The following is a 19,108-nucleotide window of genomic DNA, read 5'->3' on the forward strand; positions in this document are numbered from 1 at the left end:
ATACGCAGCTGCCCATAATAAATTATTCATTTTGGCCGTAGCTGATCAAGTTTGTAAAAATGCGGTAGCCTCCCGGGACCTGGCCTTGAATCTGGCGATAGAATACCAGGTTGGTATAAAGGTAGGTGCCTTCTCCGTAATCGGCCATGAGAATGCCGCCATCAAATGGCTCCTCATTCGGATCCCCCATGCGAACGAAGGTTTCAAAGCGGTCATCCCACTGCATTGGATAGTATAATCCTCTTTCCTGTATCCAGTTGGCCCAGTCGTCTTCAGTAATGTTATTTGGATAGTTGAAGAGCGGCGATTCAGGCTGCAGAACGGTAACAGGTGCATTTTCATCGGTTACCCTCCATCTGATGGATGGGTTTCCGATAGTCAGCGGGTATGGGGCAGTGTCTTCCGTCACCCAGCCATCGTTCGGCTTATGGTATTGGACCACCATATGCCCGCCATTTGCGACGTATTCCTTTAAACGCTCATTATTTGCTGTTAAGTCTTCACGTGACAGGTAGGCACGGATACCAACAACGATTGTATCGTATTGGCTTAAGTCCCCTGAAGCAAGATCTGTCTCAGTAAGCTTCGTCACATCAAGTCCTGCATTGGACAAGTAATCTGCCACTTTATCAAAACCGCTTTCAATGTAGCCGACCTTTAGGCCTTCTGGTGCCAGCAATTCAAAGGCGACCCCATTGACCTGGGCTGGATAGAGGTAATAAAATGTTCCGATATGGTCATATTGAATTTCTTGAACTGTTGAATCAAAGCTCTTTCCATTTACGGCTGCCTCGGCGGATAGTTTAAAGTCACCTTCCTGAATATCCGCAGGCGGGTTCAGTGTAAAGGTAACCTCTTTTTCCTCCAATGAGGCTTCGAAGTAAACTTCAGCCTTTTCGGGGCTTACTGACCATCCTTCCGGAACATTTAAGGATACGGAAGCCTGTGCAGCTCCTTCACGGTAATTTTTCACTTTTACATTTACAGGCACTTCTTCCTGAACGTCAGCGGTATTTATAACCAGATCTTCAGGAGAAAGGGTAAGGCCAACGTCCGGCAGTACGGCAATGGTGCCATCCAGTTCAGAGACAGTCACTGTCTTTGCACCGGCTGATTCATAGCTGACCTTTGCCTGTATGGCAGGGGTTTCGTATGCGTGATAATACGCTGCATCAGCTGGAACTTGGACCTTAAAAGTAACTTCAGCCGTTTTACCGGGTGCAAGGTCAGCAGCCTTGGACTTATTAGAAACCTTCCAGCCCTCAGGAGTGATCAGTTCAACATCAGCTTTCTTCAGCTTCTGACTGCCATTATTCGTTAAGGTAACAGTAACAGCCGTTTTCTGCCCTTTTGTCAGGATATTGGTCTCCGCCTGTGCATTAATCTCAAGGTCGGAGGATACCAGGCTCACATTCAGCAGCTGTTCTTTTTTCACTTCCAGCTTATGAAGAAGATCAGACTTCAGCTGGGAATCAAGCTTGGATTTCTCCGTTTTCTTTACTAAACGGTCTGCTTCTTTTAATGCTTGCTGCGTCTTACTGAATACCTGGCGGCTAGGGTAGCTGGAGATAATTCCATCCAGGCTTTTTTGGAATTTTGTAAAATGCACCTGCAATGCTTTTTCTTTCTTAGGAAACGTTTTTGCCCATTCGTTAAAATCATATGGGATACCGGCAAAAAGATCATTGCTGCCATTTGTTTCAACCGCACTATCTACTAACTCCAGATGCGTTTGTCTTGGCGCGACAGGGATGTCATTGCCCATTCCCTGGCTTTTGTGCATATAGCGTGATTCCTCGCCGATTTGCGGATAGGACATGCCGTAGATAGGATCAAGCATGCCTATTTCAATCGATGTATCTGCTGTATCTTTACTGTCTGCCGGCAAATAGAACTTCTTTGTCTGCCAGACGGATAATCCCTCTTTTAATTGTTCAGGAAAAATGTTAGGATCTGCGGCATCTTTGAAGGCTTCCTGGCTGAGAATGGTCATTGTGCGGTGGTGTCCGTGCTGGGTATCCGAGTCTCTGAAGGATGGCATGACGATATCTGGCTGGTAAGTACGAATAAAACGGATTAATCTTTCATAAGTAAGGTCCTTGCCCCAGTGGCTTAAGGTTTCATCCTTTGTTTTGGAAAAGCCGAAATCATAGATGGTATCAGAGGTTGTTTCACTCAAATGGTAGGCTTTAACTCCGGTGATCTTTGCTGCTTCAATCATTTCCCGGGAGCGGATAATTCCAAGGCCGTTCCCAAGCTCCTGCCCGATTTCATTCTGGCCGCCCTCGCCGCGGTTGGCAATCAGGCTTGAGGTTTTAACACCAAGTCCTCTTGATAAGTAAGCAAGAAAGTCACTGCGCTCATCGTCAGGATGTGCTCCTGTATTCAAAAAGCTGACTGTTGTGTCCAGCGGCTTCACTGCACTCCATAGGTCGGGGTCATGCTCTTCTGACTGGGCACTTCCGCTGAGAGGCAGAAGGGAGATAATTAACGCTAAGGACAAAAAATAAATAAAGATTTTTTTCAATTTGTGTAACCCCTTTCAAAATGGTTTAACAGCGCTACTCTTACACTCCTTTCATCATGGGTCTAAAGCAGGTTAGTTAAACATCCTAACTAACTACCTGCAACTACCCGCCTAATAAATTTCATAATAGGGTAAATCTGCTAATAATTCAATATTCTAAAAATTAATTTAATTAAAATCCTCCTTTAGTCATATAAATAATCGCAATTATCATAAAATTAAAAATGATGGGTTGTAAACGATTACCAGGTAGGTTATATTGAAGTTAATTAGTAATATTTACTAACCAAATCAATTAAGGCCGTGATGTGATGAATTTTAATGGGACACCGATGCAAATGAAATCAATCAATAAAAAGAGAGTACTTCAATGGATTCAGGAAAATTCACCGACTTCAAGGGCCGAGATTGCTGCGAAGATTTCCATAAGCAAGCCGACTGTTTCTTTACTGGTAGATGAATTGATAGGGGAAAAGTGGGTGTATGAAAAAGGGATAGGCGAATCGTCTTCACAAGGCGGAAGGAGACCGATACATCTTTATTTCAATGAAAAAGCGGCTTATGTAATCGGAACAGATATCGGCGGCACGAAAGTAAAGACAGTCATTAGCGATCTCGGAGGCAACATCGTCCATTCCAGCAGTTTTTCAACCTGTCAATTTTTAGAATCTGGACTTTTAAAACAAATCGCCAAAGAAGTGCAGTCCATGCTGGAGGAATGCCAAATCCCCCTGGATCAGGTGCTTGGAATGGGAGCAGGGGTTCCGGGGATTACACAAACATCCAGCGGAGTCGTCTTGGAAGCACCAAGCCTCAACTGGATTCGATACCCGTTCTTAGCGGAAGCCAACAAATACTTCTCTTTCCCGGTTCATGTGGACAATGATGTGAATGTTGGAGCACTTGGGGAGCAATGGCTCGGAAATGCGAAAAATAAACAGAATGTTCTGTTTATGGCGGTCGGAACAGGCGTTGGAAGCGGAATTATTATCAATAATCAGCTGTACCGCGGGTATACAAATGCTGCTGGCGAGATGGGCTATATGGTGACGGATAAAACAGACATGAAAAAAGACTTTAAGCCAATCTTTCACCGCTACGGTTATTTGGAAAGCGTCGCCGGCGGAAAATCAATCGGAAAAAAACTGACGGAAGTCATTCATCAGGATCCGGACCACCCTGCCTACTCTCAGGCAATAAAGGGAGAACTGCCGGGGGAAATGGCCTTTGCGCTTGCGAAAAAAGGCGACAAATTAGCCATTACGGTCATTGAAGAAGCAATTGAACATCTGGCCTATGGAATCATTAATGCCGCGAGCTTATTGAATCCTGAAGTCATTATTTTAGGAGGTGGTGTTCTAAAATCATCTGATTACATTTTGCCTAAATTGGACAGGATCGTGAATCACTATCTTCCAAGTTCAGTAGAATTAAAGATTTCAAGATTAGGTGATAATGCGGGAGTCCTGGGTGCTGTTTCACTCTTTTTGCGGGAGCATGATAGTATTATCAAATTTTCTTAAACGAGGGGGATTTTTCAATGAAAAATAAGAAAAGGGCATCGATTTTAACCACTTTATCCATTTCGGCTGCACTAATGCTTTCAGCTTGCAGTTCTGAACAGGGATCCAGCTCAAGCTCTGAGAATGAGCAGGGAGAGAAAGAGAATAAGATGGAAGAAAAGGTAGTTATCTATTCACCGCATGGAAAGGATATTCTATCAAAGTTTGAACAGCAATTCGAGGAAAAATATCAGATTGATGTGGAATGGCTTGATATGGGATCACAGGAAATCCTGGACCGGATCCGCTCCGAGAAAAACAATCCACAGGCTGATGTCTGGTGGGGAGCGCCATCTGTAAACTTCGATCAGGCAAAGGATGAAGGATTATTAAAGCCATATGAGCCTTCATATGCAGGAAGTCTGGCAGAAGGCTTCCATGATCCTGAGTGGCACTGGTCCGGAACAAGCCAAACACCGGAAGTCATTATGTATAACAGCAAAGAATTATCAGAAGATGAAGCGCCAAAAGACTGGGATGAGCTTCTCGATCCGAAGTGGAAGGATGAAATCATCATCCGCTACCCGCTGGCATCCGGAACAATGAGAACGATTTTTTCAGCGATGATTTACCGTGACTTTAAGGACTCCAAGGATACAGCGGCCGGTTACGAATGGCTTGAGAAATTGGATGCCAACACGAAAGAATACGCAGCAAATCCTGAAATGATGTACAACAAGGTGGCCAAAGGGGAAGGAAAGCTATCTGTCTGGGCAATGCCTGACGTTGTCATGTTAAAAGAAAATAAAAATTATCCATTTGAATTCATCATTCCGGAAAGCGGAACACCCGTCCTGACAGAAGGGATTGCCGTTGTGAATGATGCTCCGCATCCGAAGGCGGCTGAAGCATTCTATGAGTTTGTCAACACGCCTGAAGCAGCCAAAATTCTTGCAGAGGAATTCTACCGCATTCCAACAAGGGATGACGTAGAGGGACTGCCTGAGTGGATTACAGAAACAGAGATTAAGAGCATGGATATCGACTGGAAGGTATTCCAGGAGAACAGCGACAGCTGGATGAAGTATTGGGATGAAAACATTAAGAGCGGAGAAAAAGAAATTAAAGAATAGGAAGTGTAATAGGTATGGCGTCCATAAACATAGATAATGTCCAAAAAGCCTTTGGAAAGGTTATTGCAGTCGATCATTTAAATCTGGATATAAAGGATGGGGAATTCTTTACCTTCCTTGGACCAAGTGGATGCGGCAAGACCACCACACTTCGGATGATTGCTGGATTCTATTATCCTACTAAAGGTGTTGTCCGTTTCGGCGATAAGGATATGACGCGTGTACCTCCTGAAAAGAGAAATACGGGCATGGTTTTCCAAAACTATGCCCTTTTTCCTCACATGACGGTGTTTGAGAATGTCGCTTTTGGATTAAGGGTTAGAAAACTTGGCTCCAAGGAGCTCAATATAAAAGTCAAGGCTGTATTGCAAAAGGTGAGGCTTGAGCAGTACGCCGATCGTCAGGTGAGCCAGTTAAGCGGAGGTCAGCAGCAGCGTGTCGCGCTGGCAAGGGCATTGGTGATTGAACCGGAGATTTTGCTCCTGGATGAGCCACTCAGTAACCTGGATGCCAAGCTGCGCGATGAAATGAGAAGCGAAATACTGAGATTGCAAAAAGATTATAATATCACCACAATCTATGTTACTCATGATCAGGCAGAAGCTCTATCCATGAGCGATCGGATTGCGGTATTTAACTTTGGGGTCTGCCACCAGGTGGGAACACCCTCGGAAATCTATAATGAACCAGCCAATGATTTCGTAGCGGGGTTTATCGGGGAAATCAATCTGCTTCCTGTGAAGATCAGCAGGATAGAAGATGAAAACATTCTTGTACAAGTGCAGAACGGTGAAAGTGCCAGTGAGCTTTCCGTCCGGAATGCCCCATTTAATTATAATCAGGAAAACAAAGGGAACCTGGCGTTATCCATTCGTCCTGAATCTATTAAAATACTGGAAAAAGAGACGGAAGGGAAAAATATCTTCAAAGGAATGGTTGAGGAAGTTCATTTCTTTGGCTCCCTCATCAATGTTGTGGTCAGGGCTGCAGGCCTTAAGCTCCAGGTGAATGCCCTGAATAGCGGCTTATCCAGAAACCTGCAGGCGGGTGCAGAGGTTTGGGTGGAATTGCCTGAAGAGCAGATGCGGATCATTCCTGTGGTGACTGGTGATGCATCATGATTAAGAATCGGGATACAAGGCTGACTCTGCTCCTCCTTATTCCGGTCCTGCTGGTTCTCATAGCTTATGTTCTATACCCCTCTTTACGCACCATAATGGAGAGCCTTCAAAAAGAAGGCAGCATGACGTTCGGGAATTACAGTGACTTCTTTACCCAGGAATCCAAGACCAATCTGGAAGCCCTGTGGAATTCTGTATATATTTCGGTATTAAGTGTCCTGGCCAGTGCACTGATCGGCATCCCGCTGGCATTCATTTTTAACCGGTATGATTTTCCGGGCAGAGGCTTCTTTGCATCGGCTGCCATTATGCCGATCGTCCTGCCGTCATTGGTAGGGGTAATGGCGTTCATGTTCCTGTATGGGGAAACCGGATTGATTCCCAATGCCATTAAAGACCTATTCGGGCTGGATGAAGTGCCTTTCAAAATAGGCGGTATATCAGGCATTTTGATAGTCCATGCATATACTATGTATGTGTATTTCTATATGACTGTTTCATCAGCCATTAATAAAATTGATCCATCTCTTGAAGAAGCTGCGTACAATCTGGGGGCCAATCGTTTTAAAGTGTTTTGGAAAGTAACCTTTCCATTATTGACACCGGCTATTGTAGCCGCATCTTTATTGGTGTTTATGATCTCAATGGCATCCTTCAGTGCGCCGTTTCTCCTGGCAGGAGGATTCAGGGTGCTGAGCCTGCAGATTTATTTTTCGAAGATTAATGGCGATATGGAAGTGGCCGCCACACAATCGGTTATATTATCGGTTGTATCGATCAGCTTCCTGCTGTTTATGCGCTGGTACCAAAACCGCAAGGATTACCGGATGGCATCTAAAGGAATTGGCGCCCATCGCAGTGAAGTCAATAATCCTGTTTTGAAGTGGATACTGGTCTTTACAGGAATCGTGGGAGTCATCATTCTGCTGCTTCCGCATTTCACGATTCTCCTTCTATCGCTCGTACCGGACGGAACTTGGACGTGGCAGACCTATCCATCGGTATTTAATTTTGAAAATTATCGTTTGTTGTTCCAGGATCCGAACATATTCAAGCCATTGAAAAATAGCTTGATCCTGTCGGTTATTGCTACAGCAGGGAATCTGGTCTTTGGGGTATTGGCATCCTATGTGCTCGTTAAACGGAAATTTGTTGGAAAAAGCTTTGTGGATATTTTAGTTATGATTCCATGGGCTTTGCCGGCTACCGTTATCGGGATGAATCTGATTTTTGCTTTTAATGAGCCAACCATCTTCTCATTTGGCAACATTCTCGTCGGCACATTCTGGATTTTGCCTCTGGCCTATTTTATCCGCCATATTCCATTGGTCGTCAGATCCACCAATGCTGTACTGGAGCAATTGGATGATTCCATAGAAGAAGCCTCAAGAAGCCTTGGGGCAAAGTGGTTCTATACGTTCAGAAAAGTAATCCTTCCGATTATTATGCCAGGGGTTTTATCAGGGACATTACTGGCATTCGTGGAGTCAGTCGGTGAATTTCCGACTTCGGTATTGCTGTATACCCTTTCAAACCGCCCTATTTCCATCGAGATTATGAATCAGCTGAGAATGTTCAATATGGGCCAGGCGGCAGCTTACGGTATGATCCAGATTACTTTAATCGCACTGGTTCTGTTCATATCAAACAAGTTTTTTGGAGTTAAGGCTGAAAAATCATTGTCTTAAAACGGAGTTGAAAAAATGAGCAAATTAGAAGAGTTTATTAAAAATGAAGGCCTTGTCTTTCCCGGCAAAACATATGCAGAAGAACTGCTGATGCCCGTTTTTAATGACCAGCGGGACTATCTGTTCCATGTCATGTTCGATATTCATCGGGCACATGTGATCATGCTGGCAGAAAAGGGGATCATTCCTGAAGAAGAAGCAAGAACCATGCTGGAAGGAATTAATAAAGTGGCAATGTCAGACACCAGCTCATTATCCTACCAGCCTCAATTTGAAGATCTCTTTTTTATGATGGAAGCGAAAATAGGAGAAGAGATTGGCGATGAATTGGCCGGAAAAATCCACATTGCCCGGAGCCGGAATGATATGGGGATCGCGATGTACAGGCTGGTGCTAAGAGAACATTTGCTGCAGCTCCTTGGAAGTGCTTATCAGCTTAGTGAGGCATTGCTGGAGCAGGCTGAAGAGCATAAAGAGACCTATATGACCGGCTATACCCATACACAGCCGGCCCAGCCGACCACTTTGGGGCATTATCTCCTGGCCGTTTATGATGTTCTCCAAAGGGATATTAAACGGCTTTGGGCTGCTTATAAAACCGTTAACAAATCCTCGCTCGGTGCAGCGGCTCTTACGACGACCGGTTTTCCGATTTGCAGGGACCGCACCCGTGACCTATTGGGATTTGAAGGAATTATTGAAAACTCATATGACTCGATTGCGGGAGCAGATTACCTGCTGGAAACCTCATCAGCCCTGATGACCTGCATGGTGAATACCGGCCGGTGGATCCAGGACTTCCTTCAGCATGTAACAAGAGAGTTTGGCACCTTCCAGGTGGCGGATCCTTACGTGCAGGTAAGCAGCATTATGCCTCAAAAAAGGAACCCCGTTTCCATTGAGCACTCCAGATCCATTGCCAGCAGCGCCTACGGTGAAGCATATGCAGCCATGAACATGGTTCATAATACGCCATTTGGGGATATCGTTGATACAGAAGATGATCTGCAGCCTCATTTGTATCGTGCTTTTACGAATGCCAATCGGGTATTAAAGCTGATGTACGCAGTGATTGCCACTTTAAAAGTCAATAAAGACCATGCAAAAGAAATGGCCAAAAAGTCGTGCATCACGATCACCGAACTGGCGGACACTCTGGCAAGAGACTACAGCATACCTTTCCGGAAGGCCCACTCCATTGCCAGCTATATTTCAAAACAAACCGTGAAGGATCAGAAAGAACTGTGCGACTGGAAAGTGGAGGACGTGAATGAAGTCATTCAGGGATATGTTCCCGTTTCCCTTTCAGAGGAAGAGTGGAAGAAAATCATTTCTCCTGAATACTTTGTGCAGATCCGCAGCCTTCAGGGAGGACCGAATCCGGATGAGGTCTCGAGAATGATCAAGGATCGGAATGAAACCCTCACAGGGGATCTGTTGAGCTATGAGGGGATTGTGAGAGGGCTTAAGGAGAAGCGGGAGAATTTGATTAACTTTACATTTTAATTTGAAAAGCGAATTTCGCTGGAGCATATGCGGGATTCGCTTTTTCTTTTTATCTTTTATTTCTTGAAAAATATAATATGATAAGAATTAGAGGGGGGGTGAGTGAGATGAAAAAAAGTTTACTCGCAGTACTCAGCTTAGGATTAATATCCGGTGTAATTTATTTTTTGGCTTCATACACCGCAGAACCTGCAAAGCCAGTTATCCCTGCTGTTTCCCTGGAAAAGGATATCTGTGAAAGAGTTTCAGAACAATTTGGCGAAGACTGCCAGCGGGTTCTATTGTTTGACCCCCATTCACGATTAGTTTTTGCAGAGACCAATTCGGGAATTATCCCTGTTCTGACCAATCAGGAATTTACAGAATTTAAGAAGTTCATATATCCGATGATGGATTTCCAGGAATTCAGCGAAGAAAAAGGAGATAGGGGAGCCATCGACTGGCGGGCAGATAATAAGTCTGAGAAGGATTTTGCCATCCTATATGGATTTGCTGAGGATGATGCCAAAACCATCATAATTAACAGTGAAGGAAATATCCAGCCAACCCGCTTTCTTGTTCGGGATAACTTGTGGGTTTGGTATGCTGTTTTCGAGAAAGATGAAATTAAATTGCCGGTTGAGGTTACAGTTTATGATGCAGATGGACACATTGTTAAGGGAAATGAATAAGCATATCCTCCACTTCCTATTCAATCAGGAAGTTTTTTTATTTCCGCTGATTATCCATGAGTCCAATCCTTGCAAAAACCACCTTACAGAATTCGGACTTCAATTTGTGTAATACAGGAGTATAATACGTAGTAAGCAGACAATTCGATGAATTTAGAGTCTGACTTTTTGCAAACTTACTATTATAGAATCAGGTAAAGGAGGGAGCGCTCCCGATGATTCTTGACCAGCGCTGCATGACGATTTTGACGAAAATGGTCCATGCGCCTACACATGTTTCTCCGCAGGAGCTTATGGAAGAATTACAGATTTCCAAGCGGACCGTTTATTATGATGTTGACAAAATTAATAGCTGGCTCAAAGACCAGGGTTTAGATGAGCTGAAGTATATCCGTGCTGCTGGATTTTTTCTTGATGAAGAAGAAAAGCAGCAGGTTAAACAGCGGCTGCACTCGTTTGATAAAGCTGCCGGTTATGAGTTTTCACGAAAAGAAAGAATGGCCTGGACTGCCATACTCATCCTGACCCGCGAGAAAACCATTTATCTGCAGGATCTGATGGATAAGCTGGGTGTCAGCAGAAGTACGCTTCTGGCAGATATCAAGGAATTAAAAAAGCAGCTTAACCAGTACCAGGTTCAGTTGAATTTCCATAAATCTTCAGGCTACTTTATTGCCGGTGAGGAGCAGGATAAGCGGAAAATGCTGATTTACTGCCTATCACAGGTTTTAACCAATCGCGGCTGGAATGATCTATTATCCGAAGTTCAGTTAACCATCCAGGACACGCCTGGACTGTCACCTGAAATGTTTCAGCGTACTGATTTAGAAACGATCTATGAGATTCTGAATGAAAGTGAATCATTTTCCGGTGTTCATTACACAGATGAAGTAATGGAGACGCTGAGTGCCCATATATTTATGCTGATCAAAAGGTTTAACCAGGAAAAATACATCAAGATGGATCCTGTTGAAAAACAGGTCATTAAAGAAACAAAAGAGTACACCGCTGCTCGATTTATTTGCCGGAAAATTGAAAGCGGTTTCCAGCTTGAAGTTCCTGATGATGAAGCCTGTTATCTTGCAACCTACCTGTTGGGTGCGAAAATAAGCGACTATGATACACATGAGCTGGAAAACCAGGACCTTGAGATCCTTAAATCAATGGCAGTAAGAATGGTCGATGATTTTCAAAAATATGCGTGCGTATTTTTCCAAAATCGGAAGGAGCTTGAACGGAATTTATTGATTCATTTAAAGCCCGCTTACTTCCGAATCAAATATGGGATCGAACTGGAGAATCCATTATCCAAATCTGTACAGGAGTCTTATCAGGATCTGTTTATTCTAACCAAAAAAGTGGTTCATCATTTTGAATACGTGCTGGGCAAAAAAGTATCTGATGATGAAGCGGCCTATATTGCGATGCACTTTGGAGGCTGGATTGATAAAGAAGGCGTCAGGGTGGAAGCCCGCAAAAAAGCGGCTGTGGTGTGTGCCAGCGGAATCGGCACGTCACGAATCCTTCAGAAACAAATTGAAGATCTCATGCCGTTTGTCGATGTGGCGAATGTATACACCGTCCGTGAATATGAGAAAGCGTCCCTGGCAGATTTGGACTTTGTCATTTCGACAACGCCAGTATCCCGGAAACATGTACCGGTGTTTATTGTAAATCCGATTCTTAACCCGTCTGAGAAGGAATCTCTGCTTAAGCAGGTTCAGGCATCAGAAAAAAGGCCGAAATCAGAAAACATAGACGCATTGATGGACATTATCCGGAAGCATGCAGATATAAATGACGAAAGCATGCTGATCCAGGAATTGAAGGTTTACTATCAATCAAATAAAGAAGCAAAAAGTGAGGTGGATCAAAAGCCAATGTTAAATGAAGTTCTAACCGCCGATAAAATTCAATTTGCAGATTCGGCTGCAAGCTGGCAGGAAGCACTGCAAATGGCATCACAGCCGCTATTGGCCGATCAATCCATCAGCCAGCATTATATTGATGCCATGATTGAAAACGTGAATGAAATGGGACCATATATTGTCATCGCGCCGGGAATAGCCCTTCCTCATGCCCGCCCTGAAGCTGGCGTGAACAAGCTGGGAATGAGCTTCCTGCAATTAAAGGAAAGCTGTGCTTTTTCGGAAAAGCCGGAGCATCAGGTAAGATTATTCTTTGTGCTGGCAGCCATCGATAATGAAACCCATTTAAAAGCATTATCCCAGCTGTCTAAAATGCTGTCTGACAGCGATAACCTTGAAAAACTGCAGAATGCTGATACTCAAGCTGACGTATTAGAAATCATTAATCAATATTCACAAGACTAAGGAGGAAAAAAAATGAAAAAAATTCTAGTAGTATGCGGAAACGGACTTGGAAGCAGCTTTATCGTAGAAATGAATGTGAAAACAGTTTTAAGCCAACTGGGAGTGGAAGCAGATGTTTCACATACTGATTTAACTACGGCTAAATCTGAAAAAGCAGATATCTACCTGGGATCTAAAGACCTGATTTCCACTTTGGATGACGGAACAAGAACGATCATTGGTTTGACAAACATCCTTGACCAAAACGAGCTAAAAGCTGCATTGGAATCCCATTTATCATAATAGAGAAAGAAAGGGCAGGCGATAGACTCGCCCGCTGAAAAATAAAAAGAACAAATACAGTATAACCTGAAAAACTGTTAGATGAAAGATAGATACAGAGGATTTAAAAGGAGGGGTAAACATGTTTGATTTTATCATGAATGATATACTGGGCACGCCCGCCATCCTGGTTGGTTTATTCGCCTTGTTTGGCTTGCTTCTGCAGAAGAAGGGCATTGCCGATGTCATATCAGGTACGCTTAAAACGATTATGGGCTTTCTCATCCTGAATGGAGGAGCAAGCATCTTAATAGGCTCACTTGATATTTTCGGAAAAATGTTTGAAAAGGCTTTTCATATCCAGGGCGTTATTCCGAACAACGAAGCCATCGTAGCGATTGCCCAGCAGACATTTGGGAAAGAAACTGCGATGATCATGCTTTTCGGGATGGTCATGAACATAATAATTGCCCGTTTTACACCGTTTAAATATATTTTCCTTACCGGCCATCATACTTTATTCATGGCTTGCCTTATCTCAGCTGTATTTGCAACTGGCGGAGTAACAGGGCTTCCATTGATCATTATCGGGTCTATTATTCTAGGATTATTAATGGTATTCATGCCTGCGCTTGTCCAGCCATATGTACGCGAAATCACTGGCAATGACAGCATAGCTGTCGGCCACTTTGGATCTTTCGGCTACTTTGTTTCCGGCTTTATTGGAAAGCGTGTAGGGGATAAATCCAAATCGACGGAGGATATCAAAGTGCCAAAATCACTTGGATTCCTGCGCGATACATCTGTTGCGATGTCTCTCACAATGACGATTCTCTTCCTGGTTGTGGCGCCGATCGCCGGAAAAGGCTATGTAGAATCTGAATTGAGCGGCGGAGTTAACTTCCTTGTATTCTCGCTCATGCAGGCCATTACGTTTGCAGCTGGTGTATATGTAGTCCTTGCCGGTGTGCGGATGCTGATTGCAGAAATCGTTCCAGCTTTTAAAGGAATCGCTGATAAAGTGGTTAAAGATGCGAAGCCTGCCCTTGATTGCCCGGCAGTGTTCCCTTTTGCTCCAAATGCAGTTATTATCGGATTCCTATTCAGCTTCGTAGCTGGTTTGCTTTCCATGTTCCTTCTTCCATTATTCGGCCTGAAAATAATTGTGCCAGGCCTGATTCCGCACTTCTTCACAGGTGCAGCGGCAGGGGTTTTCGGAAATGCCACTGGAGGCAGACGAGGAGCCATGATCGGAGCATTTGCCAACGGTCTATTAATCTCATTCCTTCCGGCCTTATTGCTGCCGGTACTGGGATCACTAGGGTTTGAAGGAACTACTTTTGGAGATTCGGACTTTGGGGTTGTGGGGATTTTATTGAGCTTTTTGATTAAACTGTTTTCATAATATGCTTTATCAAAAGGGATTTCGCTTTCGGGTGGAATCCTTTTTTGCATTTTAATTTGCCGATTGAATTCATTGGACAAGGTGCATCATTTTTCGAAAATTCAAAAATATAATCATAACCTATTGATATATTTGGAAAATTGATTAATAATAATAAATGATAAAGAAAGCGCTTAACTAAAATGTGTTTTGATGATTAATAGTAGGCTAAAAACTATTATCTGAGACACAGATGAAATCAGCTAAGATGGAACAAGGAGAGAGGACATGAAAGTAACCATATATGATGTTGCAAAAGAAGCAAATGTCTCAATTGCTACCGTCTCTAAAGTTATTAATAATACCGGAAGAATTGGAGAAAAAACAAAAAGGAAAGTACTGGAGGTCATGAAACAGCTGGATTATCAGCCCAATATGATGGCTTCTGCATTAATGGGAAAACAGACAAAGACAATCGGCCTTCTGATTCCGGATCTTGCTAATCCATTTTTCTCAGAGCTTGCACGCAGCATAGAGGATCGTGCACATGAATTTGGATACAGCCTTGTTATTTGCAGTACTGATTACCAAACAGAAAAGGAAAACAAATATCTTGCTCTTTTAAAAAGAAAAAGTGTGGATGGCTTCATTTTAGCATCTGGATTTGAAGATTTAAATAAAGTGGAAGAATTGGTAAAGGAAGATGTTCCTGTAGCGATAGTAGCACGTGATCTTCCAATGTTTTCAATAAATACGGTTGCATTAGATGATTTCATGGGCGGTTACTTGGCTGCGTCCCATTTAATGGAACTTGGCCATCAAAACATAGGTGTGATTGCCAGGGATGTCTGGAGCAACAGGGAGAGGCTGCGGGGATTCAAGCAGGCATTAGAAGAGAGTAATTTAGAGTTTACCCAGGAATTTGAATATATCAATGGGATTAGTCATGTTGAACCTGGAAAATTTATGACAGCTAAATATCTTAAAGGCAATAAGCCGCCAACAGCTATTTTTGCATGCAACGATTTATTGGCAATCGGAGCAATCCAGGCTGTTAAAGAACAGGGTATGCGTGTGCCTGAGGATATTTCAGTTGTGGGTTTCGATAATACTCTTATTGCTACAATTGTAGAGCCTCCATTAACTACGGTTGCCCAGCCAATTCAGCATATGGGAAGAGAAGTGCTGGATTTGATCATTTCGATGATTAAAGGAGAAAAAAAAGAAAAAATGCGTTTGACATTACTGCCTTCTCTAATCACCCGAAATTCCACAGCAAAAAACAGGAATAAAGACCTGAAAGAAAAATTAGAAAATTTATAAAAGTTATTGATTTTTTATAATATTATGAATAAAATAATATCAACACCTTTGATAAAGCGCTTAACTAAATGTGTGAAAACCCTCTTTAAATTAGAAGGGTAATTAAAAGCATTGGTCTAGATCGGCAGAGGGTTTAAAAGGCCTTTAAAAGAACTTTTTGTTTTTAAAAGGCCTTCCATTTTGTGAAAAATTATTTTTTTCAAAAAGTAAGCGCTTTAACAAAAGGCTCCTAACCAATGATTAAATTGAAACTTTTCCACTTGATTTTATTTTTATAGAAAAAGGTAAGCGCTTACTGTACTGAAGGAGGAGAATGCAATGAAGGCACTTCTAAAAACAGAGCCAGGGATTGGAAATATTGACCTTTTAGACATTGATGAACCCACTATGGGTCCAAATGAAGTGAAAATCGAAGTGAAGTTTACGGGGATTTGCGGCACGGATTTACATATTTACCATGAGACCTTTAAAAGTTATCCGCCTGTCATTATAGGTCATGAATTCTCGGGGGTTGTAGCTGATACAGGAGAAAATATTTCAAAGGTGAAATCGGGAGATCGGGTAGCAGTGCTTGGGTCAACTGCCATTACATGCGGCACCTGCCATTACTGCGAAACAGGATATTACATGTTTTGTTCAGAACGCCGGGGAATGGGGCATGGAGTGGATGGCAGTTTTACGCAATATGCTGTAGTTCGAGAAGATATGGTTTATAAGATTCCTGACAATGTAAGTCTTGAGGAGGCGGCATTATCCGAACCTCTCGCTTGTGCGGTTCAGGCCATTGAAGAGCTGACAAATATTCAAGTTGGCGATACCGTTTTATTATCCGGGCCAGGTCCTATTGGCCTCATCTGTTTGTCCTTGCTGGCTGTAAAAGGCTGTAAAGTCATTGTAGCAGGAACATCTGCAGATAAAATGAGGTTGGAAATTGCCAAAAAACTCGGAGCAGATGTTGTCGTTGATGTAACAGTTGATGACTTGCAATCCATTGTGATGAATGAAACGAATGGTATGGGTGCTGATGTAACGGTAGAATGTGCAGGTGCTGCCCCATCAATCAATAGCTGCCTTAAAGCTTTAAAAAAACGGGGCAAGCATATTCAAGTTGGCATAGCAGGCAAAGAAATCACAATGGATTTTGATATCATTTTGTACAAACAAATACAGCTATTTGGTTCTCTTGCACATTCCATGAAAACATGGAATCGAGTCATACAGATATTAGATCAAAAGAAAGTAAACCTTCAGCCAATCATTACCCATAAGCTTCCGCTGACACAATGGAAAGAAGCGTTTGATCTATGTGAACAAAAGCAATGCGGGAAGGTGCTTTTAAGCCATTCCTCATAAAGTTCATTTAAATGCAATTGATATATTCCGAAGGGAGGAAGCCAGATGTCAAAGACAAAATTGGCAGCTAGTGAAAAAGAAGATGTTCTTATTCCGGAGACAATGAAGTCTGCCTATTTGCAAAGACCTTTGGAAGTTAGTGTTGAAGAAGAAAGAGTCCCTAATGTGACTGGTAAAGAAGTACTGGTCAAGTTAATGGCCGTTGGGGTATGCGGTTCGGATATTCATTATTTTGCTCATGGGCGCATTGGCAAAAGATATGTCCAGTATCCGCATGTACAAGGACACGAGTGTGCAGGAATCGTTGTGTCTATAGGTGAAGAAGTAACAAAATTTAAGGTTGGAGATCGTGTAGCTGTAGAACCGGGTGTTGCTTGCATGAACTGTGAATGGTGTAAAGAGGGAAGGTATAACCTATGTCCCGACGTGCAGTTTTTATCTACACCGCCGGTAAAAGGGGCTTTCGTTCAATATTTAAGACACCGGGAGGATTTTCTATTTCCAATTCCCGATTCTTTATCTTACGAAAATGCAACTCTTGCAGAGCCATTATCCGTATCGATCCATGCCGTAAAACGCGGAGGCTTAACTCCTGGTTCCACCGTAGCCATTACAGGTATGGGACCTGTAGGTTTGATGACCGTCATAGCGGCAAAAGCATTTGGTGCAAAGGAGATCATTGTCAGTGATATCGAGCCATTAAGGCTGGAAACAGCCAGAAAATTTGGCGCTACAAAGATAGTTAACGCTGCAAATGAAGATCTGAATGCATTCATTGAAGAGATAACCTCGGGCTTAGGCGTTGATATGATTATAGAAACCTCCGGAAACGCTAAAGTATTACAATCATCAATTGAATCCGCGAAAAGAGGCGGCGCCGTTGTTGTTATCGGATTTCCGGCAATTGAAGAAGTGCCTCTCAACATCACATTAATGCTTCAAAAAGAAATAGATCTTTTTTCTGTCTATCGTTATACGAATACCTACCCTTTGGCCATCAGCCTGCTAGATACTATCGGCAGCAAGATAGAACCCATCATCACAGATAAATATCCGCTGGAAGATATCCAGGAAGCAATGAACCAGGCTCATACAAACCGAAGCGGAAGTTTAAAAGTCATGGTATATCCCAATCATTTACAAGATTAATAGAAGAGGATTTTAGAATTTGGAGTTATTTTTGAGGAGTTTATCTTCAAAAGGCTCTAAAAATAAAAAGGGGGATTTAAAATGAAAAAAGCATTGAAAGCGGCTTCACTGGCAACGATCTTAACTTTGACTTTAGCAGGGTGCGGAGGGGGATCATCAGAAAAGAAATCGGCTAGTGCAGATGCAGCAGAAGGAAAGCAAACTGTACTGGAATTAAGTATTCCTGAGCCTGAGGGAGCAAAATTTGATGTAGCAGCAAAGGCATTTAAAGAGGAACTGGAGAACTTAACAGATGATCAAATGACAGTAAAAATACATTATAATAATGCACTTGGCGGAGAAAGAGAAGTATTTGAATTAATGGGAATGGGTTCTCTGGATATGGCTATTCAATCTGCAGGTCCTATGGGAAATTGGGTTCCGGAATTTAATATGTTTGATCTGCCGTTCCTATTCGATAATCGAGAGCATGCACATGCAGTACTAGATGGAGAAATTGGAGATGAACTGGCTCAAAAATTTGAAGAGCAGACAAATGTTAAGGTGCTTGGCTGGGTGGAAAATGGTTTTGTAGCAACATCTTCAAATAACGCCATTAACAGTGTGGAAGATGTAAAAGGGCTGAAGGTGCGTGTTCAGGAAAATGAGCTGCAAATTGATGCATGGAAGGCTTATGGTGCAGATGCAACACCAATGGCCTGGACTGAAGTATTTACTGGATTACAGCAAGGAGTTATTGACGGTCATTCCAACTCATTAGCAACCATCCAAACATCCAAGATTTTTGAAGTGCAAAGTCATGTTGCCCTGTTGGAGGACAGATATGCGCCTGGCCCAATTTCTATAAGCAAGGCTACTTTTGATGGTCTTACTCCAGATCAGCAGGATGCGGTTATAAAAGCTGCTGAACATGCAGAACCAATTGGAAGACAGGCAAATGAAGATAAAATAAATGAAGCAGCCAAATTCCTTAAAGATCAGGGATTGGAGCTGACAGAGCCGGATAAAGAATCCTTTAAAGCGAAAACCGATGCTGTCTATGAAAAGTGGGCACCAAAAATTGGGGAAGAAATCATTGAAAAAGTAAAAAATCTGGATTATTAGGCTACTGAGAGGGCAATGATGAATTGAATGATTTGTTGCCCTCTTCATTTAAG

The 19,108-nt window shown here is 42.8% G+C and carries 14 protein-coding genes; 13 read left to right on the plus strand and 1 reads right to left on the minus strand.

Annotated elements, in window-relative coordinates:
* Window positions 1–22: 22 nt before the first annotated feature.
* Entirely contained in the window at window positions 23–2,527 is a 2,505-nt protein-coding gene (locus MKY20_RS05675) for an NEW3 domain-containing protein (RefSeq protein ID WP_251174249.1), read from the minus strand.
* Between the two features lie 311 nt (window positions 2,528–2,838).
* On the opposite strand from MKY20_RS05675, the gene MKY20_RS05680 reads away from it, so the two are divergent.
* The 13 genes from MKY20_RS05680 (at window position 2,839) to dctP (ending at window position 19,055) form a co-directional block, all read left to right on the plus strand.
* Window positions 2,839–4,050 (plus strand): ROK family transcriptional regulator, encoded by a 1,212-nt coding sequence (locus MKY20_RS05680; RefSeq protein WP_251174248.1) that lies wholly within the window; start codon window positions 2,839–2,841, stop codon window positions 4,048–4,050.
* 17 nt (window positions 4,051–4,067) lie between these two features.
* Window positions 4,068–5,162 (plus strand): extracellular solute-binding protein, encoded by a 1,095-nt coding sequence (locus MKY20_RS05685; protein ID WP_251174247.1) that lies wholly within the window; start codon window positions 4,068–4,070, stop codon window positions 5,160–5,162.
* Between the two features lie 14 nt (window positions 5,163–5,176).
* Window positions 5,177–6,283: an ABC transporter ATP-binding protein gene (locus tag MKY20_RS05690; protein ID WP_019380724.1), complete on the plus strand. Its 1,107-nt coding sequence runs from the start codon at window positions 5,177–5,179 to the stop codon at window positions 6,281–6,283.
* Entirely contained in the window at window positions 6,280–7,971 is a 1,692-nt protein-coding gene (locus MKY20_RS05695) for an ABC transporter permease (protein ID WP_251174246.1), read from the plus strand. The genes MKY20_RS05690 and MKY20_RS05695 overlap by 4 nt, the downstream gene beginning before the upstream one ends.
* Window positions 7,972–7,986: 15 nt before the next feature.
* On the plus strand, window positions 7,987–9,477 hold the full coding sequence (gene argH, locus MKY20_RS05700) for an argininosuccinate lyase (protein ID WP_251174245.1): 1,491 nt from the start codon (window positions 7,987–7,989) through the stop codon (window positions 9,475–9,477).
* Window positions 9,478–9,584: 107 nt separating this feature from the next.
* Window positions 9,585–10,148 (plus strand): hypothetical protein, encoded by a 564-nt coding sequence (locus MKY20_RS05705; RefSeq protein ID WP_251174244.1) that lies wholly within the window; start codon window positions 9,585–9,587, stop codon window positions 10,146–10,148.
* A 215-nt stretch (window positions 10,149–10,363) separates the two neighbouring features.
* Window positions 10,364–12,481, plus strand: a complete 2,118-nt coding sequence (locus MKY20_RS05710) for a BglG family transcription antiterminator (RefSeq protein WP_251174243.1) — start codon at window positions 10,364–10,366, stop codon at window positions 12,479–12,481.
* Window positions 12,482–12,493: 12 nt separating this feature from the next.
* On the plus strand, window positions 12,494–12,763 hold the full coding sequence (locus tag MKY20_RS05715; RefSeq protein ID WP_009332100.1) for a PTS sugar transporter subunit IIB: 270 nt from the start codon (window positions 12,494–12,496) through the stop codon (window positions 12,761–12,763).
* A 121-nt stretch (window positions 12,764–12,884) separates the two neighbouring features.
* A complete protein-coding gene (locus tag MKY20_RS05720; protein ID WP_009332099.1) occupies window positions 12,885–14,147 on the plus strand; it encodes a PTS ascorbate transporter subunit IIC in 1,263 nt (420 codons plus the stop codon).
* 267 nt (window positions 14,148–14,414) lie between these two features.
* On the plus strand, window positions 14,415–15,449 hold the full coding sequence (locus tag MKY20_RS05725; protein WP_251174242.1) for a LacI family DNA-binding transcriptional regulator: 1,035 nt from the start codon (window positions 14,415–14,417) through the stop codon (window positions 15,447–15,449).
* 318 nt (window positions 15,450–15,767) lie between these two features.
* Entirely contained in the window at window positions 15,768–16,802 is a 1,035-nt protein-coding gene (locus MKY20_RS05730) for a zinc-dependent alcohol dehydrogenase (RefSeq protein ID WP_251174241.1), read from the plus strand.
* Between the two features lie 45 nt (window positions 16,803–16,847).
* Window positions 16,848–17,951 (plus strand): NAD(P)-dependent alcohol dehydrogenase, encoded by a 1,104-nt coding sequence (locus tag MKY20_RS05735; protein ID WP_159863101.1) that lies wholly within the window; start codon window positions 16,848–16,850, stop codon window positions 17,949–17,951.
* 81 nt (window positions 17,952–18,032) lie between these two features.
* On the plus strand, window positions 18,033–19,055 hold the full coding sequence (gene dctP / locus MKY20_RS05740) for a TRAP transporter substrate-binding protein DctP (protein WP_159863100.1): 1,023 nt from the start codon (window positions 18,033–18,035) through the stop codon (window positions 19,053–19,055).
* The last annotated feature ends 53 nt before the right edge of the window (window positions 19,056–19,108 follow it).

The sequence above is a fragment of the Cytobacillus sp. FSL W8-0315 genome, assembly GCF_038002905.1.
In the GTDB taxonomy this organism is placed as follows: Bacteria; Bacillota; Bacilli; order Bacillales; family Cytobacillaceae; genus Cytobacillus; species Cytobacillus pseudoceanisediminis.